General features: G+C 62.3%; 21 protein-coding genes and 1 riboswitch. Of the genes, 7 read left to right on the top strand and 14 right to left on the bottom strand.

Annotation, left to right across the window (positions count from 1 at the left end; genetic code table 11):
• Positions 1-40 precede the first annotated feature (40 nt).
• The 6 genes from hda to AC1RTP_RS15410 all read left to right on the top strand — a co-directional run bounded on the left by hda (position 41) and on the right by AC1RTP_RS15410 (position 4,964).
• Positions 41-709, top strand: coding sequence for a DnaA regulatory inactivator Hda (gene hda, locus AC1RTP_RS15385; RefSeq protein WP_155454636.1), 669 nt, complete (start codon positions 41-43; stop codon positions 707-709).
• The gene (locus AC1RTP_RS15390) at positions 709-1,380 is read left to right on the top strand and encodes a histidinol-phosphatase (protein WP_498608710.1); all 672 of its coding nucleotides are present in this window, start codon (positions 709-711) and stop codon (positions 1,378-1,380) included. The genes hda and AC1RTP_RS15390 overlap by 1 nt, the downstream gene beginning before the upstream one ends.
• Entirely contained in the window at positions 1,373-2,875 is a 1,503-nt protein-coding gene (pcnB, locus tag AC1RTP_RS15395; RefSeq protein WP_498608499.1) for a polynucleotide adenylyltransferase PcnB, read from the top strand. Before AC1RTP_RS15390 ends, pcnB begins: the two co-directional genes overlap by 8 nt.
• Positions 2,875-3,351 carry a 2-amino-4-hydroxy-6-hydroxymethyldihydropteridine diphosphokinase gene (gene folK, locus AC1RTP_RS15400; protein ID WP_498608500.1) on the top strand — a complete coding sequence of 159 codons (477 nt, stop codon included), beginning with the start codon at positions 2,875-2,877 and terminating at the stop codon, positions 3,349-3,351. The genes pcnB and folK overlap by 1 nt, the downstream gene beginning before the upstream one ends.
• A gap of 237 nt (positions 3,352-3,588) precedes the next feature.
• Positions 3,589-4,431, top strand: a complete 843-nt coding sequence (gene panB / locus AC1RTP_RS15405) for a 3-methyl-2-oxobutanoate hydroxymethyltransferase (RefSeq protein ID WP_498608501.1) — start codon at positions 3,589-3,591, stop codon at positions 4,429-4,431.
• 5 nt (positions 4,432-4,436) lie between these two features.
• Positions 4,437-4,964: a UPF0149 family protein gene (locus tag AC1RTP_RS15410; RefSeq protein WP_498608711.1), complete on the top strand. Its 528-nt coding sequence runs from the start codon at positions 4,437-4,439 to the stop codon at positions 4,962-4,964.
• 4 nt (positions 4,965-4,968) lie between these two features.
• On the opposite strand, the gene AC1RTP_RS15415 is transcribed toward AC1RTP_RS15410, so the two are convergent.
• From AC1RTP_RS15415 to AC1RTP_RS15430, 4 genes are read right to left on the bottom strand one after another with little or no spacing between them, the layout of a single operon-like run.
• Positions 4,969-6,459: an aldehyde dehydrogenase gene (locus AC1RTP_RS15415; RefSeq protein ID WP_498608502.1), complete on the bottom strand. Its 1,491-nt coding sequence runs from the start codon at positions 6,457-6,459 to the stop codon at positions 4,969-4,971.
• Between the two features lie 3 nt (positions 6,460-6,462).
• Positions 6,463-7,845: an aspartate aminotransferase family protein gene (locus tag AC1RTP_RS15420; protein ID WP_498608503.1), complete on the bottom strand. Its 1,383-nt coding sequence runs from the start codon at positions 7,843-7,845 to the stop codon at positions 6,463-6,465.
• Positions 7,846-7,855: 10 nt separating this feature from the next.
• A complete protein-coding gene (locus AC1RTP_RS15425) occupies positions 7,856-9,226 on the bottom strand; it encodes a glutamine synthetase family protein (RefSeq protein WP_498608504.1) in 1,371 nt (456 codons plus the stop codon).
• 48 nt (positions 9,227-9,274) lie between these two features.
• Positions 9,275-10,030 carry a gamma-glutamyl-gamma-aminobutyrate hydrolase family protein gene (locus tag AC1RTP_RS15430; RefSeq protein ID WP_498608505.1) on the bottom strand — a complete coding sequence of 252 codons (756 nt, stop codon included), beginning with the start codon at positions 10,028-10,030 and terminating at the stop codon, positions 9,275-9,277.
• Positions 10,031-10,142: 112 nt separating this feature from the next.
• Here AC1RTP_RS15430 and gabD point away from each other — a divergent pair, with 112 nt between their 5' ends.
• Positions 10,143-11,597 carry an NADP-dependent succinate-semialdehyde dehydrogenase gene (gene gabD / locus AC1RTP_RS15435; protein ID WP_498608506.1) on the top strand — a complete coding sequence of 485 codons (1,455 nt, stop codon included), beginning with the start codon at positions 10,143-10,145 and terminating at the stop codon, positions 11,595-11,597.
• Here gabD and AC1RTP_RS15440 read toward each other — a convergent pair.
• The 10 genes from AC1RTP_RS15440 to AC1RTP_RS15485 all read right to left on the bottom strand — a co-directional run bounded on the left by AC1RTP_RS15440 (position 11,594) and on the right by AC1RTP_RS15485 (position 24,307).
• Complete coding sequence (locus AC1RTP_RS15440; protein WP_498608507.1) at positions 11,594-11,905, bottom strand: hypothetical protein; 312 nt, start codon at positions 11,903-11,905, stop codon at positions 11,594-11,596. The genes gabD and AC1RTP_RS15440 overlap by 4 nt on opposite strands.
• Before the next feature lie 41 nt (positions 11,906-11,946).
• Positions 11,947-12,050: riboswitch (SAM-I-IV-variant riboswitch) on the bottom strand.
• Between the two features lie 98 nt (positions 12,051-12,148).
• Positions 12,149-13,519, bottom strand: coding sequence for a glutamine synthetase family protein (locus tag AC1RTP_RS15445; protein WP_498608508.1), 1,371 nt, complete (start codon positions 13,517-13,519; stop codon positions 12,149-12,151).
• A gap of 36 nt (positions 13,520-13,555) precedes the next feature.
• Positions 13,556-16,240: a molybdopterin-dependent oxidoreductase gene (locus AC1RTP_RS15450; protein WP_498608509.1), complete on the bottom strand. Its 2,685-nt coding sequence runs from the start codon at positions 16,238-16,240 to the stop codon at positions 13,556-13,558.
• Between the two features lie 4 nt (positions 16,241-16,244).
• Entirely contained in the window at positions 16,245-17,459 is a 1,215-nt protein-coding gene (locus AC1RTP_RS15455; RefSeq protein ID WP_498608510.1) for an NAD(P)/FAD-dependent oxidoreductase, read from the bottom strand.
• Positions 17,456-17,806, bottom strand: coding sequence for a nitrite reductase small subunit NirD (nirD, locus tag AC1RTP_RS15460; protein ID WP_498608511.1), 351 nt, complete (start codon positions 17,804-17,806; stop codon positions 17,456-17,458). Before nirD ends, AC1RTP_RS15455 begins: the two co-directional genes overlap by 4 nt.
• A gap of 11 nt (positions 17,807-17,817) precedes the next feature.
• A complete protein-coding gene (gene nirB, locus AC1RTP_RS15465) occupies positions 17,818-20,340 on the bottom strand; it encodes a nitrite reductase large subunit NirB (RefSeq protein ID WP_498608512.1) in 2,523 nt (840 codons plus the stop codon).
• Positions 20,337-21,635, bottom strand: coding sequence for an MFS transporter (locus tag AC1RTP_RS15470; protein ID WP_498608513.1), 1,299 nt, complete (start codon positions 21,633-21,635; stop codon positions 20,337-20,339). Before AC1RTP_RS15470 ends, nirB begins: the two co-directional genes overlap by 4 nt.
• 274 nt (positions 21,636-21,909) lie before the next feature.
• Positions 21,910-22,539, bottom strand: coding sequence for a methyl-accepting chemotaxis protein (locus tag AC1RTP_RS15475; protein ID WP_498608514.1), 630 nt, complete (start codon positions 22,537-22,539; stop codon positions 21,910-21,912).
• Positions 22,540-22,552: 13 nt separating this feature from the next.
• Positions 22,553-23,677, bottom strand: coding sequence for a CmpA/NrtA family ABC transporter substrate-binding protein (locus AC1RTP_RS15480; RefSeq protein WP_498608515.1), 1,125 nt, complete (start codon positions 23,675-23,677; stop codon positions 22,553-22,555).
• Between the two features lie 36 nt (positions 23,678-23,713).
• A complete protein-coding gene (locus tag AC1RTP_RS15485) occupies positions 23,714-24,307 on the bottom strand; it encodes an ANTAR domain-containing response regulator (RefSeq protein WP_498608516.1) in 594 nt (197 codons plus the stop codon).
• Positions 24,308-24,319: the final 12 nt, after the last annotated feature.

A 24,319-nucleotide genomic window follows, 5' to 3' on the forward strand; every position in this document is an offset into this window, starting at 1 on the left:
ATTACGTTAGCAAAAAGTCCACAATGCCGGGACAAGTCCAATGAAACAGCTGGTGCTTGACCTGGGTGCGGAGCCGGTGTGCACCCTCGAATCCTTCGAGGTGGGCCGCAATGCCGAGGTGGCGGCGCTGATGCGCCAGTTCGCCGAACGCAGCTCCCGCGAGCATTTCGCCTACCTGTGGGGGGAAATTGGCGCAGGCAAGTCGCACCTGCTGAAGGCGCTCGCCTCGAGCGAACGCGCCCGCTATATTTCGCCGTTTTCGATTGAAACCGAGTTCCTGTATTCGCCGGACGTGGACCTGTACCTGCTGGACGACTGCGAAAAGCTGTCGCCGGTGGCCCAGATCGATGCCTTTGCCCTGTTCAACGAGATCCGCGCCAATAACGCCTTCATGGTGAGCGCGGGCTCGGTCGCCCCGGCCGTGCTGCCGGTGCGCGAAGATTTACGGACGCGCATGGGCTGGGGCCTGGTGTACCAGATCCATGGCCTGACCGACGACGAGAAGCTTGCAACGCTGACGCAAATGGCGGAAGCGCGCGGCTTGATCCTCTCGCCCGGTGTGCTACCTTACCTGCTGTCGCACTTCCAGCGCGACATGGTATCGCTGTCTTCGATGCTCGACTCGCTCGACCAGTATTCCCTGGAAACCAAACGCCCGATTACCCTGCCCCTGCTGCGCGAATGGCTGCAGGAGGAAGCGAAAGAATGATGAAACTTGCCCTGTTCGACCTTGACCATACCCTGCTGCCGATCGATTCCGATTTCGAGTGGGGCGAGTTCCTGTGCCGCGTGGGCGCCGTCGATGCCGCGCAATTCAAGCGCCGCAATGAAGAATTCTTCGCGCAGTATCAGGCGGGCACCCTGGACCCGGTGGAATACCTGGAATTTTCGCTCGGAACCCTGGCTTCGTTCGAGCCTGAACGCCTGGCCGAACTGCAGCAGCAGTACATGACCGAAGTGGTGATGCCGAATATCCTGCCTGCCGCACGCGCGCTGCTGCAAAAGCACCTCGACGCAGGCGACCTGGTGGCGATCGTCACGGCGACCAACCATTTCGTGGTGGCGCCGATCGCCAAAGCCTTCGGCGTGGAGCACTTGATTGCCGCGATGCCGGAGCGCGATGCCGCCGGCCGCATCACCGGCAAGCTGCTCGGCACTCCGACCCAGGGCGAAGGCAAGATCGTGCACACCAAGGCGTGGCTCGAGAAATTGGGACATTCGCTGGGCAGCTTCGAAAGCGTCCACTTCTACAGCGATTCCCATAACGACCTGCCGCTGCTGTCGATCGTCAGCCATCCGATTGCGACCAACCCGAACGCCAAGCTGTCCGAACACGCGACCGCGCAAGGCTGGCCACTAATTCACCTGTTCAATGATTAAGAAATTCATCCGCAAGATCCTGGGCGTCAAGAAGCCCAATAACGAACTCGTCGTGCTGGGCGCGAAGGAGCACGGCATCGACCCGCGCATGGTGTCCAACAACGCCATCCGCGTGACCAGCACCTTGCAGGAAGCCGGGTTCGAGGCCTTCGTGGTCGGCGGCGCCGTGCGCGACTTGCTGCTGGGGGTGAAACCGAAGGATTTCGACGTCGCCACCAACGCCACACCGGAGCAGGTCAAGCGCCTGTTCCGCCGCGCCTTCATCATCGGCCGCCGCTTCCAGATCGTGCACGTGATGTTCGGCCAGGACCTGCTGGAGGTGACCACCTTCCGCGGCACCACGTCGGAAAATGCGCCGAAGGACGAGCATGGCCGCGTGCTGCGCGATAACACTTTCGGCTCCCAGGCGGAAGATGCGGAGCGCCGCGACTTCACCATCAACGCCATGTACTACAACCCTGCCACGCAGGAAGTGCTGGACTACCACGGCGGTATCGAAGACATCCGCGCCAAGACGCTGCGCATCATCGGCCAGCCGGAAGCGCGCTACCGCGAAGACCCTGTGCGCATGCTGCGCGTGGTGCGCTTTGCCGCCAAGCTGAATTTTTCCATCGAGCGTTCGACCGCCGCGCCGATCGGCGTGATGGCGCCCCTGATCGACAACGTGCCTGCCGCGCGTGTGTTCGACGAGATGCTCAAGCTGCTGACCTCCGGCCAGGCCCTGGCCTGCCTGCAGCAGCTACGCAAGGAAGGTTTGCACCATGGCCTGCTGCCGATGCTGGACGTGGTGCTGGAACAGCCTATGGGCACCAAGTTCGTAACCCTGGCGCTGGACTCCACCGACAAGCGCGTCATGGCCGGCAAGACCGTATCGCCAGGCTTCCTGTTCGCTTCCCTGCTGTGGCACCAGGTGCTGGAGAAGTGGCAGGCTTACCAGGCATCGGGCGAATTCCCGATTCCCGCGCTGCACCTGGCTGCTGACGAAGTGCTGGAGTCGCAGACCGAGAAGCTGGCCATCCAGCGCAAGATCGGTTCCGACATGCGCGACATCTGGGCCATGCAGCCGCGCTTTGAGCGCCGCAATGGCAAGAACCCTTACAAGCTGCTGGAACACGTGCGCTTCCGCGCCGGCTACGACTTCCTGCTGCTCCGCTGCGCTTCCGGCGAGATCGACCGCGAGCTGGGCGACTGGTGGACGGCCTTCTATGAGGGCGACGAATCCATGCGCTCCGAGCTGGTGTCGTCCGCATCGTCCGGCGGCAAAAAGAAGAAAGCTGCACCACGCCGTGGCCGCAAGGAAGCCGACGCTGGTGCCGAAGGCGGCGCCGAGCTGGCAGCCGCGAATCACGACGCCGATGAAGGCGACGAGTCCGACGACGACGAATTCCTGAATCCGCGTCCGGAAGGCGAAGCGCCGGCGCGCAAACGCCGCCGCCGTCCACGCCGTGGCCGCCGCAGCGGTGGCGGCGGCGACGCGCCGGCCGGCGAGGCTTGATGGCGGTTACCGCCTATATCGGCATCGGCGCCAACCTCGGCGATGCGCGCGCCAATGTGCTCGATGCCGTCGAGCGCCTGCGCAAGCTGCCGGGGGCGACGCTGGCGGCGGTGTCCTCGCTGTACCGCACGGCGCCGATCGACTCGTCGGGCGACGATTACATCAACGCCGTTGCACGCCTGAGCACTAGCCTCCCCGCGCAGCAGCTGCTTGAGGCCTTGTTCGATATCGAGCAGGCACATGGCCGCGAGCGCCCCTACTACAACGCACCACGTACGCTGGACCTGGATTTGCTGCTGTATGGCGACGAGCAGATTGCCACGGCCACGCTGACCGTTCCGCACCCGCGCATGCACCAGCGCGCGTTCGTGCTGATGCCGTTGCTGGAACTGGCGCCGGAGGTCGTACTGCCAGGGCTAGGCCCAGCCGTCGATTTCGCGCCTTCGGTTTCTGACCAGGGTATCATCCGCCTTTAACCCCGGTAAACCTGGGTCAGACCCGCAGGGTCAGACCCCGTCAACGCAACCGCCCCGGGGTTGGTTCTATGCTTTTGATCTTTTTCGAAAGTCAAAGACCTCGAACCCAAACCGTTGACCGCGGTACCGTTGGGGGTCTGACCCTGCGGGTCAGACCCAGGTTTACCGGTTCACATCCGAAGAACCTCTCTAGCAAACCGCAGTTAGAATAACGTTTTTCGAATTTAAGGACATACCATGTCTGGCTCCATGCAAAACCCCTACCCGGCGCCTACCCGTGCCGTACCGACTAAGGCCGTCACGATCCCATCGATCAACGCCCTGAAGGCAGCCGGCGAGAAAATCACCATGCTGACCTGCTACGACGCCAGCTTCGCGTCCATGATGGACAGCTGCGGCGTGGAAGTGCTGCTGATCGGCGATTCCCTGGGCATGGTGTGCAACGGCCACCAATCCACCCTGCCGGTCACCGTGCAGGAAGTGGCATACCACACCGCTGCCGTAGCACGCGGTGCGAAGAATGCGCTGATCCTGGCCGACATGCCGTTCGGCTCCTACGCCACGCCGGAATCGGCCTTCAACAATGCGGTGCAGCTGATCCAGGCCGGCGCGCATATGGTGAAGATCGAAGGCGGCGCCTGGGTTGCTGAGACGGTGCGCTTCCTGGTTGAACGTTCGATTCCGGTCTGCGCCCACCTCGGCCTGACCCCGCAATCTGTTCACACCCTGGGCGGCTACAAGGTGCAGGGCAAGACCGTGGAAAGCGCTGAGCTGCTGAAGCAGGACGCGCTGAAACTGCAAGCCGCCGGCGCTGCGATGGTGGTGCTGGAAGCGATTCCAACTGCTCTGGGCAAGGAAGTGACCGATATGCTGTCGATGCCGACCATCGGCATTGGCGCAGGTCCTGACTGCTCGGGCCAAGTGCTGGTCATGCACGATATGCTGGGCGTGTTCCCAGGCCGTAAAGCGCGCTTCGTGAAGAACTTCATGGAAGGCCAGACTTCGATCCAGGCTGCGGTGTCGGCCTACGTTGACGCGGTCAAGGGCGGCACCTTCCCTGCAGTGGAGCACTGCTTCTGAACCCGCTGAACGACGACGAGTACGAGCGGCTCGATGACCTGCTGGCCGAGATGGGCCCGCAGAGCATGGATGTCGCCAAGCTCGAAGGTTTCCTGACTGCTCTCGTGATCGGCCCCGCCGACGCGGCGCAGGAAACGTGGCTGCCTGCGGTCTGGGGCGGCGCGTCCGGCAACGACGAGGCGGCCGCGCTGGTCTTGCGTCACCACGACTACATGCGCGTGTGGATGCAGAAGGATCCCGGTAGCTTTGAACCTATCTTCGATTGCGGCGGCACCTGGACTGCGGAGGCATGGTGCGCGGGCTTTATGGCCGGCGTGTCCCTTGCGCCGGACGCCTGGGCGCCGCTGCGCGCGCAGCAGCCGGCTTTGCTGGTGCCTTTCCAGGCTCCCGTCAATGCGGCCAAAGTGACGCCGTCCGTCATCAAGATCAACGCCTTCTTCCACGCGCCGCAACCCAAGGTGGAAAAAGCCGGCCGCAACGACCCTTGCCCTTGCGGCAGCGGCAAGAAGTTCAAGAAGTGCTGCGGCGCTTAAGCGCTTACACCTGGATCCAGGTCGTCTTCAACTCTGTGTATTTGTCGAAGGCGTGCAGCGATTTGTCCCGGCCGTTGCCTGACTGCTTGTAGCCGCCAAACGGCACCGTGATATCGTCGCCATCGTACTGGTTGACGTGCACGGTGCCCGCCTTCAGTGCGCGCGATGTGCGAATCGCTTTCGAAATATCCGAAGTCCATACCGCAGCGTGCAAGCCGTAAGGCGTGTCGTTCGCCTGCTTCACCGCTTCGTCCAGGTCCGCGAACGACAGCACCGACAGCACCGGGCCGAAGATCTCTTCGCGGGCAATCTTCATGGTGTTCTGCACGCCGTCGAACAGCGTCGGCTCGACATAGAAACCGCCGGTCTCCTTGCGCACGGCATTGCCGCCGGCGAGCAGCCTGGCGCCCTCCTCGCGGCCCGCATCGATATAGCCCATCACGGTCTTCATCTGGATTGAATCGACGATCGCTCCCATGACGGTCTTCTCGTCGAGCGGATCTCCGGGCGCATAATCGGGCACCATCTTCAGCGCCTTTTCCAGGAATTTGTCCTTGATCGACTCTTCCACAAACAGGCGCGATGGCGCGTTGCAGCTCTCGCCCTGGTTGAAGTAGATCGAGCCCACCGCTGCCGCAACGGCGGCATCAAGGTCAGGACAATCGGCGCAAACGATATTTGCCGACTTGCCACCCAGTTCCGTCCATGCATGCTTCAGGTTCGACTGCCCGGCCATCTGGATAATCTGCTTGCCCGTGCGGGTAGAACCGGTGAAGCCGATGCAGTCCACGTCCATATGCATTGCCAGCGCCGCGCCAGCCTCGTTGCCGTAGCCGGGCAATACATTGAACACGCCAGCAGGAATGCCCGCCTCCGTCGCCAGCTCCGCCAGGCGCAGCGCCGACAGCGGCGATTTTTCGGAAGGCTTGAGTATCACGCTATTGCCTGCGGCAAGCGCGGGAGCGATCTTCCACGCTGCCATGAGCAGCGGATAATTCCACGGCACGATGGCCGCCACTACGCCGACCGGCTCGCGCGTGATCAGGGCCAGCGAATTGGCCGGGGTCGGCGCGATCTCGCCATACACCTTGTCGATCGCCTCGCCGTACCAACGGATGCAGTTGGCCGCCAGCGAAACGTCCACCACCAGGCTGTATTTGATCGGCTTGCCCATGTCGAGCGTTTCCAGCAGCGCCAGTTCATCCTTGTTCTGCATCATCAGGTCGGCGAATTTTTGCAGCACGCGCTTGCGCTGCGCAGGCGCCTGGCTTGCCCAGCGCCCGCTCTCGAAAGCGCGGCGCGCCATGGCAACGGCGTGATCGACATCAGCTGCGTCACAGCGCGCCGTCTGCGACAGGTAGCGGCCATCGATGGGCGACAGATTGTCGAACTTGCGCTCGCCGCGGGCCCACGTACGCTCGCCGTTGATGAAGGCGCGGCCGTCGAGGGTCAGCGCCTTGGCGCGTTCGTGCCAGTTGATCGTTTCTTTCGCCATGGCTTACATCCATCCTCTCTGCTGCAAGTCCGCATAGGTATCGTCAAGGCAGCGCCGGATCAGGGCCACCATTTCGTCGATCTGCTTGCGTGTCATCACCAGCGGCGGCGCAATGATCATGCGGTCGCCCACGGCGCGCATGATCATGCCGTTGTTGAACATATAGCCGCGGCACACCATGCCCACTTCCAGCTTGGGGTCGAAGTATTCGTGGCCGTGGATGGTTGGCCCCTTGCGCCGCACCAGGTTAAGGCCGGCCACAAAGCCGCAGCTATTGGCATAGCCCACCAGAGGGTGGTCAGCGAGGGTGGCGAAGCGCTGGGCCAGGTATGGCCCGGTGTCTTCCCGCACACGCTGTACCAACTGCTCTTCCTCAAGGATGCGGATAGACTCCAGCGCGGCCGCGCAAGCGACCGGGTGGCCGGAGTATGTGAAGCCGTGCGTGAACTCGCCGCCCTGACCGATGAGAACCTCCGCCACGCGTTCGCCAACCAGCACGCCGCCTAGCGGGATATAGCCCGAGGTGACGCCTTTCGCGAAGGTGATCAGGTCCGGTTTGATGCCGAACAGCTCACTCGCGAACATTTGCCCGGTGCGGCCAAAGCCCGTGATGACTTCATCGGCGATGATAAGGATGCCGTACTTGTCGCAGATGCGCTGGATCTCCGGCCAGTAGGTGCCCGGCGGGATCACTACGCCGCCCGCACCCTGGATTGGTTCGCCGATGAAGGCCGCTACCTTTTCCGGGCCGACGTCGAGGATTTTCTGCTCCAGCCACGAGGCAGCCTCGATGCCGAATTCGTCCTCCGTCATGCCGCGCCCCGCTTCCAGGTAGTTCGGCTGACGGATATGCACGATGCCGGGGATCGGCAGGCCGCCCTGTGCATGCATGCCCTCCATGCCGCCCAGCGAAGCACCGGCCATGGTGCTGCCATGGTAAGCGTTAAAGCGGCTGATGATGGTGTGGCGGCCCGGCTGCCCTTTCAAGTCCCAATAGCGGCGCACCATGCGCACATTGGTGTCGTTCGCCTCCGAGCCGGAGCCGGTGAAGAACACATGCCGGAATCCCGGCGGCGCGATCTCGGCCAGCTTGGCGGCCAGCTGCACCGCCGGCACATTAGTGGTGTTGAAGAAGCTGTTATAGAAGGGCAGCGTCTCCATCTGCTCGAACACCGCCTTGGAAATGCTGTGCCGCCCATAGCCAAGATTGACGCACCAAAGGCCGGACATGCCGTCCAAAATCTTCTTGCCTTCCGAATCCCACAGGTAGATGCCTTCGCCGCGCACCATCACGCGCACGCCGCGCTCGCCGAGCGCCTTATGGTCGGTGAAAGGATGCAGGTAATGGGCGTGGTCTCGCGCCTGGATCGTCTTTGTATCGTCCATGATCGCCTCCTCAGACGTGCAGCAGCAGGTGCTCGCGCTCCCACGGGCTGATGACGGTCATGAACTCCTGGTGTTCCAGGTCCTTGATGGCGGCGTAGACGTCGATGAAACGTTCGCCCAGCACGAAGCGCAGCTTGTCTTCTGCGCGCAGGATGCTCAAAGCTTCCGGCAAGCCTTGCGGCAGCTCGTACTTCATGTCGTAGGCGCTGCCCATGGTCGGCGCAGTCGGCTCCAGCCCTTCGGTCATGCCGAGATAGCCGCAGGCCAAGGTAACCGCCAATGCCAGGTAAGGATTGGCGTCCGCGCCAATGATGCGGTTCTCTACCCGCCGGTCCTGCACACCCGCTTCCGGCACACGGAAACCGACGGTGCGGTTGTCCATGCCCCACTGGATATTGATCGGCGCTGCCGTATGACGCACGAGGCGGCGATAGGAATTCACATACGGCGCCACAATCGCCAGGGCGCTAGGCATATAGCGTTGCAGGCCGCCGATATAGGCCTTGAACAATTGCGATGGCGAGCCATCCTGGTTGCTGAAGATATTCCAGCCGCTGCGCGCATCGACCACGCTCTGGTGGATGTGCATTGCCGATCCCGGCTCGCCCGCCATGGGCTTGGCCATGAAGGTGGCGTACATATGGTGCTTCAGCGCTGCTTCGCGCAAGGTGCGCTTGAAGAAGAACACCTTGTCGGCCAGGCCAAGCGGCTCGCCGTGCAGGAAGTTGATCTCCATTTGCCCGGCGCCGATTTCGTGGATCAGGGTATCCACGTCCAGGCCCATCATGTCGCAGTAATCGTAGATGTCCTCGAACAGCGGATCGAACTCGTTCACCGCATCGATGCTGTACACCTGGCGGCTGGTTTCGGCGCGGCCGCTGCGGCCGATTGGCGCCTTCAGCGGCAAATCGGGATCGGAGTTTTTGTCGGTCAGGTAGAACTCAAGTTCCGGCGCAACGATTGGGCACCAGCCCTTGTCTTCATACAGCTTGAGCACCCGGCGCAGCACTGAGCGCGGCGCGAAATCAACCAGCCTGCCATCGCTGAAATAGCAGTCGTGGATCACTTGCGCAGTTGGGTCGGCCGCCCACGGCACCATGGTGATGGTGGTGGGGTCGGCCTTCAGGATCATGTCTCTGTCGGTGCTGGAAATGGCGCGATCATAGGCATCATCCTCTGTTGGATAATTGCCGGTGACGGTCATGCCGAGCACCGCTTCAGGAATGCGCATGCCGCGCTCCTGGGTGAATTTACCGCGTGGGAGAATTTTGCCGCGAGCGACGCCCGTAAGGTCAGGGACCAGGCACTCGATCTCGGTGACTCGCTTTTCATTGAGCCACTCGTCCATATCGGTATAACTAAAATTTTCGCGAATTGCCATCGCTTCCTCTCAGGTAGTTTAGAAAATGCACTACTGAAGGAAAGCTACCTAAGGGATGCGGTCCCTATGAACGCGGCAAGCAAGGCCAAAGGCGCTGAACAGGCGCATGGAATCGTGATTCTCTTCCACGCGCCATTCCGGATGCCATTGAACCGCTAGCGAAAATGCGGGAGAACCCGTGATGGAATAAGCCTCGATCACGCCGTCGTCTGAGCGCGCCTCGACGTGCAGGCCTGGTGCGAGGCGATCGATGCCCTGCCCGTGCAGGGAGTTCACTTGTATTTCGCTAGCACCATCCAGGATATGCACCAGCAAACCTCCCGCTTCGAGTTTGATGCGGTGGGCGGCGCCGTATTGCTGCTCCAATGTCTGCGCTTTGTCTTCGCGATGATCAAAGTAGCCGGGCACCGTATGCAAGGCCTGGTGCAGTGTGCCGCCCAGCGCCACATTCACTTCCTGGAAGCCGCGGCAAATCGCCAGCAGCGGAATGCCGTGGGCCAGCGCGGCGCGGATCAATGGCAAAGTGGTCGCATCGCGCGCGGGATCTTGCGGCAGCGATGGATCAAGCGTGTCCTGCCCATACAGGCGCGCCTGCACATTGGAGGCGGCGCCGGTCAGCATAATGCCGTCGGCAATTGCGAGCAGGCTTTCAATATCCGTGTTCTCCCCCAATGGAGGGATCAGCAGCGGCTGACAGCGTGCTCCCACAGCCACCGCATCAACGTATTTGTTTTGTGCGGCGTAGCTGGGATGTGAGCCTATTTTATGGCTGCAGGCGGGGACCAGTACGATGGGGCGGCGCATTTTAGTCTTCGGTAACTATCAGTGTGCAGTTTGATCTTATTCCCAATTTGCGAATGTGGCAACCGTGCGGGGTGATACCCGTTATACTGGATTTTTACTTTGGAGGTGAATCATGCTGACCCTGAAAGATCCAAGCCTTCTGCGCCAACAGTGTTTTATCGCTGGCCAATGGTGCGATGCCGACGGGGGCGCAACGATCAACGTCACCAATCCTGCGACGGGCGAATCCCTTGGTACTGTGCCGAAAATGGGCGCCGCCGAAACCCGCCGCGCCATCGAAGCGGCGAATGCCGCATGGCCTGAATGGCGCAAAAAACCGGCCAAGGTGCGCGCTGCCATCCTGCGCAAATGGAATGACCTGATCCTCGCGAATGCCGACGACCTGGCGGCGCTGATGACGGCGGAACAAGGCAAGCCGCTGGCCGAATCCAAAGGCGAAATCACTTACGCCGCATCGTTCATCGAATGGTTTGGTGAAGAAGCCAAGCGCATTGCCGGCGAAACCCTGACGTCGCCGTGGCCCGATAAGCGTGTCGTCGTAACGCGCGAGCCGATTGGCGTGAGCGCGGCTATCACGCCGTGGAATTTTCCTTCCGCGATGATCACGCGTAAAGCCGGTCCTGCATTGGCAGCGGGGTGTCCGATGGTGGTCAAGCCTGCGGAGCTCACACCGTTTTCGGCGCTGGCGCTGGCCGTGCTGGCGGAACGTGCAGGCGTGCCCGCGGGCGTGTTCAGCGTAATCACCGGTGCCTCGCGTGAAATCGGCGGCGAGATGACTTCCAATCCTATCGTGCGCAAACTCAGTTTTACCGGCTCCACCGCAGTTGGCCGGCTATTGATGGAACAGTGCGCACCGACGATCAAGAAGCTATCGCTGGAACTGGGCGGCAATGCGCCCTTCATCGTATTCGACGATGCGGACCTGGATGCTGCGGTCGAAGGCGCGATCGCTTCCAAGTACCGCAATGCCGGCCAGACTTGCGTGTGCGCGAACCGCATCTACGTGCAGGATGGGGTGTACGACAGTTTCGCCTCCAAGCTGGTGGAAGCGGTGCGCAAGCTCAAGGTCGGCAACGGCGCCGACGACGGCGTGACGCAAGGCCCGCTGATCGAAGAGAAGGCCGTCGTTAAAGTGGAAGAGCATATCGCCGATGCTCTGGGCAAGGGCGCACAATTGCTCTTGGGCGGCAAACGCCATGAGCTGGGGCACAGCTTCTTCCAGCCTACTGTTCTCGCGAACGTGAATGCCGGCATGCTGGTGGCGCACGAAGAAACCTTTGGCCCGTTGGCGCCGCTGTTCCGCTTCAAGAGTGATGAGGAAGCGGTGGCGTTGGCCAACGATACCGAGTTTGGACTTGCAGCGTACTTCTACTCCCGCGACATCGGCCGCATCTGGCGCGTGGCGGAAGGACTGGAGAGCGGCATGGTGGGCGTCAACACCGGCCTGATTTCGACCGAGATCGCGCCGTTCGGCGGCGTGAAGCAATCGGGCCTGGGCCGCGAAGGTTCGACGCACGGCATCGAGGACTACCTTGTCATCAAATACATCTGCATGGGCGGGATTTAATTCCCGAAGTGGACCATGTGCTCCACGTGCACCTTGATCTCGCCATTCAGGCCGGCGAGTTCCTTGCGTAATTCGCGCGCGGATTCGTCGCCGATACCTTCAACGGTAATACAGTGATCGTAATGGCCGCCACGGCGCGAGATAACCCACTTCTCGATCGTCGCGTTTGAGTTTTTCAGGATCGAATCAAGCTGGCCGGCGACAGGCTCATTGGAACCCAGCGACAGGTGGAAGGTATGGGTGAGGCGGAACTGGTCGCGCCATGCGCTGAGGTCTTGGGCTGGGGTGTAGGACGCTTGAATGCTCATGGTTTTCTCCTGAACTCTTGGCTCGATTCGGAGCAATCCATGTGCGCCCGCTTCGTTGCCGTTAATAGGCCGCATCGCCGTGATGGCTTCCACCTTGCCCGGGTAGGCAGGTTGGCGTCGGATAAACCGACTCTTGATGCAAATCAGTCAATACACCGTCTTGTTGTACAAGTCCGATATACAGAACAGTGCGTTCAATATAACGGAATTCTTTTAGGCACGCAACCGCTCTTTATTTTGATATCAGACATGCAATAGCAGGTGCTCGCGTTCCCAAGGGCTGATCACGCGCATGAATTCCCGGTGCTCCAGCTCTTTCACGGCGGCGTAGACGTCGATGAAGCGTTCGCCCAGCACCTGGTGCAGCTGTTCTTCCGCCCTGAGCGCACGCAGTGCATCGGGAAGACCTTGCGGTAGTTCGTATTCCATATCGTAGGCGCTGCCTGCCGTGGGGCCGGTGGGTTCGATCTGTCCAGTCATGCCGAGGTAACCGCAGGCCAGCGTGACCGCCAGCGCGAGGTAGGGGTTGGCATCGGCGCCAATGATGCGGTTCTCGATACGGCGGTCCTGCACGCCCGATTCGGGCACGCGGAAGCCGACGGTGCGGTTGTCCATCCCCCACTGGATATTGATCGGCGCCGCCGTGTGGCGCACAAGTCGGCGGTAGGAATTCACGTAAGGCGCTGCTATCGCCAGTGCAGCAGGCATGAAGCGTTGCAGGCCGCCGATGTAGTACTTGAACAGCTGGGATGGGGCGCCATCTTCATCGCTGAAAATATTCTTCCGCGTGCTGCAATCGAGCACGCTCTGGTGCACGTGCATCGCCGATCCGGGTTCCCCGGCCATGGGCTTGGCCATGAAGGTGGCGTACATGTGGTGCTTGATGGCCGCTTCGCGCAAAGTGCGCTTGAAGTAGAAGACGTTGTCGGCAAGGCCAAGCGGTTCGCCGTGCAGGAAGTTGATCTCCATTTGTCCTGCGCCGATTTCGTGGATCAGGGTGTCGACGTCGAGGCCCATCATGTCGCAATAGTCGAAGATGTCTTCGAACAGCGGGTCGAATTCGTTGACTGCGTCGATGCTGTAGACCTGGCGGCTGGTTTCGGCGCGGCCGCTGCGGCCAATGGGCGCTTTCAGCGGCAGGTCCGGATCGGAATTCTTGTCGGTCAGGTAGAACTCCAGCTCGGGTGCGACGATGGGGCACCAGCCTTTGTCTTCATATAGTTTGAGTACGCGGCGCAGCACGGAGCGCGGCGCAAAGTCGACCAGGCGGCCGTCGGCGAAATAGCAATCGTGGATCACTTGCGCGGTCGGGTCGGTGGCCCAGGGCACCATTGTGATGGTGCTGGGATCGGCCTTGAGCACCATGTCGCGGTCAGTCGGTGAAATGGCGCGGTCGTAGGCGGCATCGTCTTGCGGGGAGTTGCCGGTGACGGTCATGCCGAGCACCGCTTCAGGGATGCGCATGCCCCGCTCTTCGGAAAATTTCGCCCTCGGCACGATCTTGCCGCGTGCGACGCCGGTTAGGTCCGGCACCAGACATTCTATTTCGGTGACTCGTTTTTCGTTGAGCCACTCGTCCATGTCCGTGTAGGTAAAGTTGTCACGGATGCTCATGATGCGCTCCCATGACAACTTTAGCACAGGCAGGTTTTACGCGGTTTCCTCCACCCGTACTTCACTCAGCAGTTTCTTCAGCTCAGGCACGCAGGAGCCGCAGTTGCCGCCTGCTTTCACACAGGCCGTAATCTGGGCCGGCGTGGTGAGGTTCTGTTCGCGGATGGCGTTACAGATGGTGTTGCGGCCAACGCCGAAGCAGGAGCAGACCGTTGGTCCGGTATCGGCGCCTGCCGCGATTGGACGGCCCGCCAGCAGGGCCGCGCGGTCGGCCATTTCCAACTTCGGTTTGTCGAACAGGCTGGCCAGCCATTGGCGGGCCGGCAGGTCGGGACGGGCCGAGAGGAAGATGCATTGTGCGATGCGGTCGTCGACCAGGTGTACGGCGCGGAATACGCCGGAGGTGCGGTCGGAGTATTCGAGCCAGTCGGCATCGTCGTCTTTGATGCCGAGCAGCTTGCGCGCCCATGTTCCAAAGTCGTCGATGGAGTTTCGTCCGGCCAGTTCGTAGCGCTGGAAGTCTTTACCTTGCACCTTGGTCCAGTAGGCCAGCGCGTCCAACTGGAGCGGGTCGCGGCTCAGGATAAAGCCGTGCCATTTGACCGGGAAGCGGTCGACGATTACAGGCGTGTGCTTGAATTCCGGCTCGCCGGAGACAGGGTCCACCACCGGGTTCACCACGGCGCCGACACGGGCGTCCGAGGCTGTCTGGTTGTTCCAGTGGATAGGCACGAAGGCGCTGCCGCGTGCGATGCCGCCGCCGTGTTGCACACGGGCGATCATGCTGCCCCACTGGCTGGTGATGCGTGCCAGTTCGCCATCCTTCACGCCGCATAGCAGCGCGTCCTGCGGGTGCATGTCGATGAAGGACTCGGAGATGTGGTCGGCCAGCTTCGGCGCACGGCCGGTGCGGGTCATGGTGTGCCAGTGGTCGCGTACGCGGCCGGTGTTCAGTGTAATCGGGTATTCGACATCCGGCATGTTGACCGGAGCACGCGGCACAGTAGCCACGAAGCGCGCGCGGCCATCGGCGTGCGAGTAGCGACCGTCGGCGAAGGGGCGCTCCACTGCTGGCGCGTCGACAGATGCGATGGCGGGCCATTGCGTCGGCTGCAGTGCGTCGTAGGCGGATTCACCGAGCGTGCCGAGGGCGCCGATATCGAAGGCGCGCGGCAGTTCGGCGGCGCTGTTGCGGAAGGCGCTCAGGCGCGCGTGTTCGGTGAAGATTTCTGCGGCGCTGGCGTAGCCAAAGCCGTCATAGCCCATGCGCAGCGCGAACTGCGACAGGATCAGCCAGTCCGCCCTCGCCTCGCCCGGTGCGGGCAAGAAGGCGCGCTGGCGCGAAATGCGGCGCTCGGAGTTGGTGACCGTGCCATCCTTCTCGCCCCAGGCCAGGGCCGGCAGCAGAACGTCGGCGTAGGCGTTGGTGTCGGTATCGCGCACCACGTCGGAAACAACCACCAGCTCGCAGCGTTCCAGCGCGCGGCGCACCTGGTCTGCATTCGGCAAGCTGACTACCGGGTTCGTGGCGATGACCCACACCGCTTTTACCTTACCCGCTTCGATGGCCTCGAACAGGTCGACCGCCTTCAATCCCGGGCGCGAAGCGATGCGCGGCGATTCCCAGAAAGTCTGCACCGCGTCGCGGTGGGTGGCGTTGTCCAGGTCCATGTGCGCAGCAAGCATGTTCGCCAGGCCGCCCACTTCGCGGCCACCCATGGCATTCGGTTGGCCGGTGATCGAGAACGGGCCCATGCCCTGCTTGCCGATACGGCCGCCGATCAGGTGGCAGTTGATGATGCTGTTCACCTTGTCCGTGCCCGCACTGGACTGGTTCACGCCCATCGAGAAGCCCGTGATCACTTTCGCGGTCGCAGCGAAGGACTCGTAGAATTCCATCAGGTCTTGCAGGTTGAGGCGGCAGGCGCGCGCCACCTCTTCCGGCGTCAACGTGGCGGCGGCCAGTGCTCCGTCCAGGCCATTGGTGTGAGCGGCGACGAAATCGGCATCGACGGCGCCAATGCTCGAGAGATAGGCCAGCAGGCCGTTGAACAGCCAGACGTCGGTGCCCGCCTTAATCGGCAGGTGCAGGTCGGCCAGCTCGCAGGTGGCGGTACGGCGCGGATCGACCACCACGATCTTCATGTCGGGACGCGCTTCCTTCGCGCGCGTCAGGCGCTGGAACAGGATCGGGTGGCACCAGGCCAGGTTGGAGCCGACCAGCACGACCATGTCGGCGTGATCGATATCCTCGTAATTGACCGGCACCACGTCTTCGCCGAACGCGCGCTTGTGGCCGGCCACGGCGGACGACATGCACAGGCGCGAGTTGGTGTCGATATTGGCGCTGCCGATATAGCCTTTAACCAGCTTATTGGCGACGTAATAGTCCTCAGTCAGCAACTGTCCGGAGACGTAGAAGGCCACGGCATCCGGGCCATGCTCGTCAATGATCGCGCGCCATTTGTCGGCGACGTGGTCTAGCGCCTCGCCCCATGCCACGCGGTGCAGCGAACCGTCGCCGCCACGCTCGCGCAACATCGGGTACAGCAAGCGGCCTTCGAGACCGATCGTCTCGCTCAGCGCCGAGCCTTTCACGCACAAACGCCCCTGATTGGCGGGATGCGCGGCATCGCCGGCAATATCAAACCCGCCATCCTCACGCGGTGTCGCTGTGACACCGCAACCAACTCCACAATAGGCGCACGTCGTCTTAATCATGAATTCACGCAGCCTGCGCGCAAAGCGCCTGCCCAAACAAAAGATGGTTGCGCATCGACGAGATGTCGGTGCGGTTCTGGATCAGGTCGAAGTACCATGGGCCGTCCTGCACGTCGCCATACAGTACGGCGCCGGTCACGCGGCCGCCATCCAGCACCAGGCGCTTGTACACGCCGCGGCGCGGATCGCGCAGCACCAGGTCTTCGCTGCCTTCGCCACCGATAAAGTCGCCAACCGAATACAAGTCCACACCCGTCACCTTCAGGCGGGTTGGCGTTGCCTGCTGCACGTAGCGGCGGTGGCCAGCACCTGCCAGGTGGGCGGCGCACACGCGCGCCTGCTCCCAGATCGGCGCCACCAAACCGAAAGTGGAGCGGCGGTGCTGCACGCATTCACCGACAGCATAGATGCGCGGGTCGAAAGTTTGCAGGGTATCGTCCACCACGATGGCGCGCTCGCAATGCAGGCCGCTGCGGCGGGCCAGCTCGATGTTCGGACGCACGCCGGCGGTCATCACCACCAGGTCGGCCGGAATCTCGCTGCCATCGGCAAAGCGCACGGCGGTCACGCGGTCGGGGCCGACGATTTCGCTGGTCTGCGCTTCCATCCGGAAGACCAGGCCTTTGGTTTCCAGCGCCTTTTGCAGCAATTGCGCCGCAGGCTTGTCGAGCTGCTGGTTCATCAGCGTCTCGGTCACGTGCACTACGGTGACGTGCATGCCCTGGCGCTGCAAGCCGTTGGCGGCTTCCAGGCCAAGCAGGCCGCCGCCAATCACCACGGCGTGGCGATGGCTGCGCGCCGCTTCCAGCATCGATTCGACGTCCTGGATATCGCGGAATGCCAGGACGCCCGGCAACTGGTGGCCCGGCACAGGAATGATGAAAGGACGCGAACCGGTAGCGATCAGCAGGCGGTCATAGCGCACTTCCAGCCCCGAGCGAGCGCGCACCAGGCGGCGCTTGCGGTCGATGTATTCAACCGGATCGCCCGCATGCAGGGTGATATTGTTTTTCTCGTACCACTCGCGTGTATTGAGCATGATGTCATCGACCGTCTTCTCGCCTGCCAGCACCGGCGAAAGCAAGATGCGGTTGTAGTTGCCGTGCGGTTCCGCACCGAAAACGGTGATGTCGTACATGTCACGATCGAGCTTGAGCAGCTCCTCGACCGTGCGCATGCCGGCCATACCGTTGCCGATGACGACCAGGGCGGGCTTCATGCCCCGACCCAGACCTTTCCGCCTTCGATGCGTGCTGGCCAGGTTGGCACGGAATGCTCCGGCGCTTCCAGGCATTCGCCGGTTTGCAGGTCGAAGTGGTGCTTGTAGATCGGCGAGGCGACAACCAGGCGTTCGCCCAGGTTGCCCACCAGACCGCGCGACAGCACGGATGCTTCGGAGTTCGGGTCGTAATTGCCGATCGCGAAGACGCGGCTATCGTCGCCGTCGTTCATGCGGAAGACGGCAACTTGCTGGCCTTGCAGCAGTGCGCACACGCCGGTGTTCGGGACGATTTCTTCGACGCCGCAGACTGCGGTCCAGGCGGAAGCTTGGGTATCACGGTGCATGGTCTCTCTCCTCAGGCGATGGCTTTGATTGGGATGCTCTTGCGTTCTTCCACGGTGGCTGGACGGATCTGGCCGCGCTCCTCCATGAAGACCACATTGCTGTCTGCATCCGGGCTGTTGACGAAATGGCGGAAGCGGGCGCGCGTTTCTGGATTGTTGACGGCCTCTTTCCATTCGCAGGCGTAGGTATCGACCACGCGCTGCATGTCTTCTTCCATCTCGGCGTTGATGCCCAGCTTGTCCTGGATGATCACGTCCTTCAGGTAATCCAGGCCGCCTTCCAGGTTTTCACGCCAGGTGCTGGTGCGCTGCAGGCGGTCCGCGGTGCGGCTGTAGAACATGAGGAAGCGGTCGATGTAGGCCACCAGGGTTGCCTTGTCCAGGTCCGACGCAATCAGCTCGGCGTGGCGCGGCTTCATGCCGCCGTTGCCGCATACGTACAGGTTCCAGCCCTTTTCAGTGGCGATAATGCCCACGTCCTTGCCCTGCGCTTCGGCGCACTCGCGGGTGCAGCCGGAAACGCCGAACTTGATCTTGTGCGGAGTGCGCAAGCCCTTGTAGCGGTTTTCCAGCTCGATGGCCAGGCCGACGGAATCGTCCACGCCATAGCGGCACCAGGTGGAGCCGACGCAGGATTTCACGGTACGCAGCGACTTGCCGTACGCGTGGCCGGTTTCAAAGCCGGCAGCGATCAGTTCTTCCCAGATCTCAGGCAACTGCTCGACGCGGGCGCCGAACAGGTCGACGCGCTGGCCGCCTGTGATCTTGGTATACAGGCCGTACTTCTTGGCGACCTGACCGACGGCGATCAGGCCTTCCGGAGTTACTTCGCCGCCCGGCATGCGCGGCACCACCGAGTAGGTGCCGTCTTTCTGGATGTTACCCAGGAAGTAGTCGTTCGAGTCCTGCAGGCTGGCGTGCTCCTTCTTCAGCACGAAATCGTTCCAGCAGGTGGCAAAGATGCTTGCCGCCAGCGGTTTGCAGACGTCGCAGCCCAAGCCCTTGCCGTGACGGTGCAGCAGGTCTTCGAAGGACTTGATCTGGCCGACGCGGATCAGGTGGAACAGTTCCTGGCGCGAGTGCGGGAAGTGTTCGCAGACATGGTTATTCACGTCCATGCCCTGCTTCTTCATCTCCGCCTTCATGATGGTGGTCACCAGCGGCACGCAGCCGCCGCAGGAAGTGCCGGCGTTGCAGCACTTCTTGATGGCGCCGATGCTGGTGGCGCCGTCGGCGACAGCGGCGCAGATGGCGCCCTTGGTGACGTCGTTGCAGGAGCAGATCTGTGCCGAATCCGGCAGCGAATCAGCGCCCAGGCCTGGCTTGGCTGATCCGTCCGATTGCGGCAGGATCAGGAATTCCGGCGCTTCCGGCAGTTCGATCTTGTTCAGCATCATCTGCAGCAGGGTGCCGTATTCGCCGGCATCGCCCACCATTACGCCGCCCAGCAGGAACTTGCCGCAGTCGGAGACCACGATCTTCTTGTACACTTGCTTGCGTTCATCGGTGAACTGGTAGCTGCGCGCACCTTCCGCCTTGGCGTGCGGGTCGCCGATGCTGGCCACGTCCACGCCCATCAGCTTCAATTTGGTGCTCATGTCGGCGCCGCCGAATTCAGCGCTGGTGTCGCCGCTGATGTGGCGCGCGGTGACGCGGGCCATGTCGTAGCCCGGGGCCACCAGGCCGAAGACCTGGCCGTTCCACAGTGCGCACTCGCCGATCGCGTACACGTCCGGGTCGCTGGTCTGGCACTGGTTGTTGATCGAGATGCCGCCGCGCGGGCCGACTTCCAGGCCGCATTCGCGCGCCAGGTAGTCGCGAGGGCGAATACCGGCGGAGAAAACGATCATGTCGACGTCAAGGTGCGAACCGTCGGCGAACTGCATGCGATGGGCGCCGCTTTCGCCAGCCACGATGGCGGTGGTGTTCTTGCCGGTGTGGACGGTCACGCCCAAGTCTTCGATCTTCTGGCGCAGCACGCGGCCGCCGCCATCATCGACCTGCACGGCCATCAGGCGCGGTGCGAATTCAACGACGTGGGTTTCCAGGCCCAGGTCTTTCAGCGCCTTGGCGCATTCCAGGCCGAGCAAGCCGCCGCCGATCACCACGCCGGTCTTGGAACGGGCGCCGCATTCCTGCATCGCTTCCAGGTCTTCAATGGTGCGGTAGACGAAGCAGTCCTTGCGATCCTTGCCTTCGATCTGTGGCACGAAGGGGAAGGAGCCGGTGGCGATCACCAGCTTGTCGTAAGGGAGCACTTCGCCGCTGTTGGTGGTGACGGTGTGCGCAACGCGGTCGATGGCAACGGCGCGGCCATTCAGCTTGAGCACCATATCGTCGCGGTCGAAGAAGCCTTCTTCCACCAGCGACAGTTCCTCTGCGCTCTTGCCGCTGAAGAATTCGGACAGGTGCACACGGTCATATGCCGGGCGCGGTTCTTCGCACAGGATAGTCACTTGGGCGCTGCCGGCCGGCAGCGATTTCAGGAACTGGTGGCCAACCATGCCGTGGCCGATGACGACGATCTTCTTCATGCTGCTGCTCCTGCGATTGCATTTTCTTTGACGGTGGATTCGCTGAAGCGGGCAGCCAGTGCGCACAGGGCGGAGATGGCAACCAGCACGCCGAGGATCCACAAGGTCTGCTGGGTGTTGCCCACCCCTTTCAGCAGGAAGCCCGCAGCCACCGCGCCCACGTTGCCGCCGGCGCCGATGATGCCGGCCACGCCACCCAGGGCGCGCTTGTCGACGAAGGGCACCAGGGCGTAAGTCGCGCCGCATGCCATGTGGGTGAACAGGCCGAACACCAGCATCGCAATCACAGCGAACATCACGCTGTCCGCTTTGGAGAAGAACAGCAGGCCGATGCCCTCGCCCAGCATCATTACGAACAGCAGGGTGACGCGGCTATTCAGGCTGCCACGGTAGGCGGCCTTGTCGGAAACGTAGCCGCCCAGGGCGCGGGCAAACAGCGCCAGCAAGCCGAAGCTGCCCGCTGCCATGCCGGCCTGCGGCAAGGACAGCTTGAAGGTGTCGACGTAATACGTTGCGGCGATGTTGTGGATGAAGATCTCCACGCCGAAGCAGGCGCCGTAGGTGACGAACAGCAGCCATACGCGGTAGTTTTGTGCGGCCAGCTTGAAGCTCGCCCAGCCGCCCTTCTTGCCGCCTTCCAGCTCGACGCCGGCAGCGCGCAGGTCGGCATAGTTACCTTCCGGGCAGTCCTGGGTGAAGCGGTAGTAGACGAAGGCCATGATGAGCATCAGCACGCCCGGCACCATCAGGGCGGCGCGCCAGCCCAAGGTTTCATTCACGCCCAACAGGACCATGGCGGCCATGATCATCGGCATAGTGGACTGCACCACGCCGCCGCCTGCATTGCCCCAGCCGGCGGCTGCCGCGTTGGCGGTGCCGACCACGTTCGGCGCGAACATGACCGAGGTATGGTACTGGGTGATGACGAAGCTGGCGCCCACCGCACCGATCAGGAGGCGGAAGAACAGGAAGCTCTCATAAGTCTGCGCAGCGGCAACGCCCAGCACAGGGAGGGCGCCAAGCAGCAGCAGGCCGGTGTAGGCCTTGCGCGGGCCGTATCGATCGCACAACGGGCCAATCACCAGGCGCACGATGATCGTGATCGCCACCGCTGCGATATTGATGTTAGCGATTTGCGCTGGAGTCAGGCCGAATTCGCCCTTAATCACCGGCATCAGTGGCGCGCAGGCGAACCACGCGAAGAAGCAGACGAAGAAGGCCATCCAGGTGAGGTGGAAGGCACGCATCTGCGGCGTTGAGAACGAAAACAATTTGATGCTGGTCGCTTTGGCCATGTCGTTATCCCTGAAAACAAAAAGGCGTCCGCACAGCCGCTCCTATCGAAGGAGCGCTGCGCGGACGCCGTTGTCCGGTTTTGCCGATCCTCCGTTAGATCGACCCTTTACCTATGCTTTGCAAGAGCTGTGCCAGCCTGTTTGAGGGGGAAATGCGGGGCAAACGCATTCGAAACATGCCTGCGAACCATGGTTTCGCTATCTGGCGGTGCACCGCGCCCAAGAATGGTGCACCGCAATAGCGCACGCACCGGTGCACACCTTGGTGCGCGGGTCAGGCGTTGGCCGCCTGCAGCGCGGCTTTAACCATGTCGTCGATTTCCGTGGTGATATTCGACAGCACCCCGGCCACCACCGCGAATTCGCGTCCGGCGTGACCGGCGCGCGCCGCCACCACGCGGGCATTGAAGGTAACCATCTTGGCCTGGCGAGCAATGGTCTCGATCTCCGTGATCACGCCGCGCAATTGCCTTTTCATCAGGATTGCGTGCTTCTTGGACTGCTCTTCGTAGATGGCCGTGATCTGGTTGAGCACCGACAGCACCGGCGTGGCGGAGGCCACCAGCTGCTCCAGCGCCGGGCCGGGTTTGCCCCTGTCCAGCGCGCGCTGGGCCAGTTCGATGAATGCGGCAATCTGGCGCGCGCCATCGGGGCGGCCATGATAGGCGTCCTGGAGCTCGGGGCAGAAGATGCCCGGCAAGGCATCACTGCCGTTCAAAAGCGTGTGGTGAGCGTCGCGGAAAAGCTTGAGCGCATCGCGCGCCGTTTCGGCGGCGCCTTCCTGGCCCTGGGCCGCAAGCACGGCGTACAGCACCAGCCTTTGCGATGTGAAACGGCGGCGGCCGGACAGGTTGATCAATGCTCCAAATACTTCGCCCGACAAGGGCTTGGCCGGCTCCTGCATGGATTCTCCTTCGCTACATGTGAATGTCGAAGGACCCTGCATAGCGCTCGGGGTCCTTGCCATCCCAGGTGGTTCCGTCCATCAGCACCGAGCTGCGCAAGGTGCTGGCGGGGATTGGAGTCTCCGTTATTTCCGCCGCCTCTTTATAGAGTGCGGTCTGGTGAATCTTGAGGGCCACGCCTAGATAATCCGGCGAGGCTTTGAGCAAGCCCCAGCGCTTCTGCTGGGTCATGAACCACATGCCATCCGACAGGTAAGGGAAATTGGCTGCGCCTTCGTGGTGGAAGCGCATACTGTGCGCGTCCTCCCAGCTGCGGCCCATGCCATCCTCGTAATGGCCGAGGATGCGCTGCCAGATGACGTCCTTGCCCGTATTGACGTATTGGATGGCGGAGATGATTTCGGCCATTGCCATGCGGTTGGTGGTGCTGGCGTCGATCCAGCGGCTGGCTTCCAGCACGGCGGCCACCAATGCGCGTGCAGTATTGGGATTGCGGCGCACGAAATCGGCAGTCGTTGCGAGAACCTTTTCCGGATGGTCCGGCCAGATTTGCTGGCTGGTGGCGATGGTCACGCCCACGCCGTCCATCACAGCACGGTGGTTCCAAGGTTCGCCGGCGCAAAAGCCGTCCATGTGGCCGGCTGCCAGGTTGCTCGCCATCTGGGAAGGCGGCACGGTGAGCACGCGCGCCTCGCGTAGCGGATGCACGCCGTGCGCCGCCAGCCAGTAGTAAAGCCACATGGCGTGCGTGCCGGTCGGGAAAGTCTGGGCCCAGCGCAGTTCGCGCTGATGCGACAGGGCGGCGACGGCAGCACCGTCGCGTACGCCCTGGTCGACCAGGCGGCGCGATAGCGTGATGGCCTGGCCGTTGCGATTCAAATTCATCAAGATTGCCAAGTCGCGCCGCGCCGAGCCTATGCCGAGATGAGTTGCATAGACAAGCCCATACAGCGCGTGGGCTGCATCCAGCTCGCCGGTCAGCAGCTTGTCGCGCACGCCGGCCCAGGATGTTTCCTTGCTTAATACGATACGGATGCCATGCTTGCGGTCCAAGCCCAGTACAGCCGCCATCACCAGCGACGCGCAATCGGTCAGCGGGTTAAAGCCAATCCTGACGATGTCTTTTTCAATCTGCATACTTCACTCCTGCCGGCGACGCACCACAACGGTGCATTAACCGAGCAAATCCTCCGCGTCCAGGATGCGCTGCGCCAATTCGGCCAGCTTCAGGTTTTTGTTCATGGCCATGGTGCGCAGCTTCTGGAAAGCCTGGTCTTCGGACAGGCCCTGGCGCGCCATGAAAATGCCCTTGGCGCGGTCGATCAGCTTGCGCTCGGCCAGCTTCAAGCGAGTGCCTTCCAGCTCGTCAAGCAGCTTCTGTTCCTGCTTGAAACGGGCCATTGCCACGTTCAGTACAGGCTTGATGCGTTCGGGCTGCAAACCCGCCACCACATAGGCGGAAACCCCCGCCGCCATTGCCGCTTCCATGGAATCTGCCTTGTCGTCTTCGGTGAACATGACGATGGGGCGGCGCTCGTCGCGAGTGGCAATCACGATGTGTTCAAGCACGTCGCGCGCGTCCGATTCGGCGTCGACAATAATCATGTCGGGTTGCAGGCGGGCGATGTGTTCGGGCAGGTGAAAATCAGCTGCCAGCGAGGCCACGAGTTCGTACCCCGCCTCCGCCAAACCGGCGTTCAAGGCCTGTGCGCGTGCCTCACTTTCGTGCGCTGGGTGGATCAAAACGATGCGTAAATTGCGGCTCATACCCACACAGTT

This window comes from Pseudoduganella sp. GW821-FHT11H04 (genome assembly GCF_058807935.1).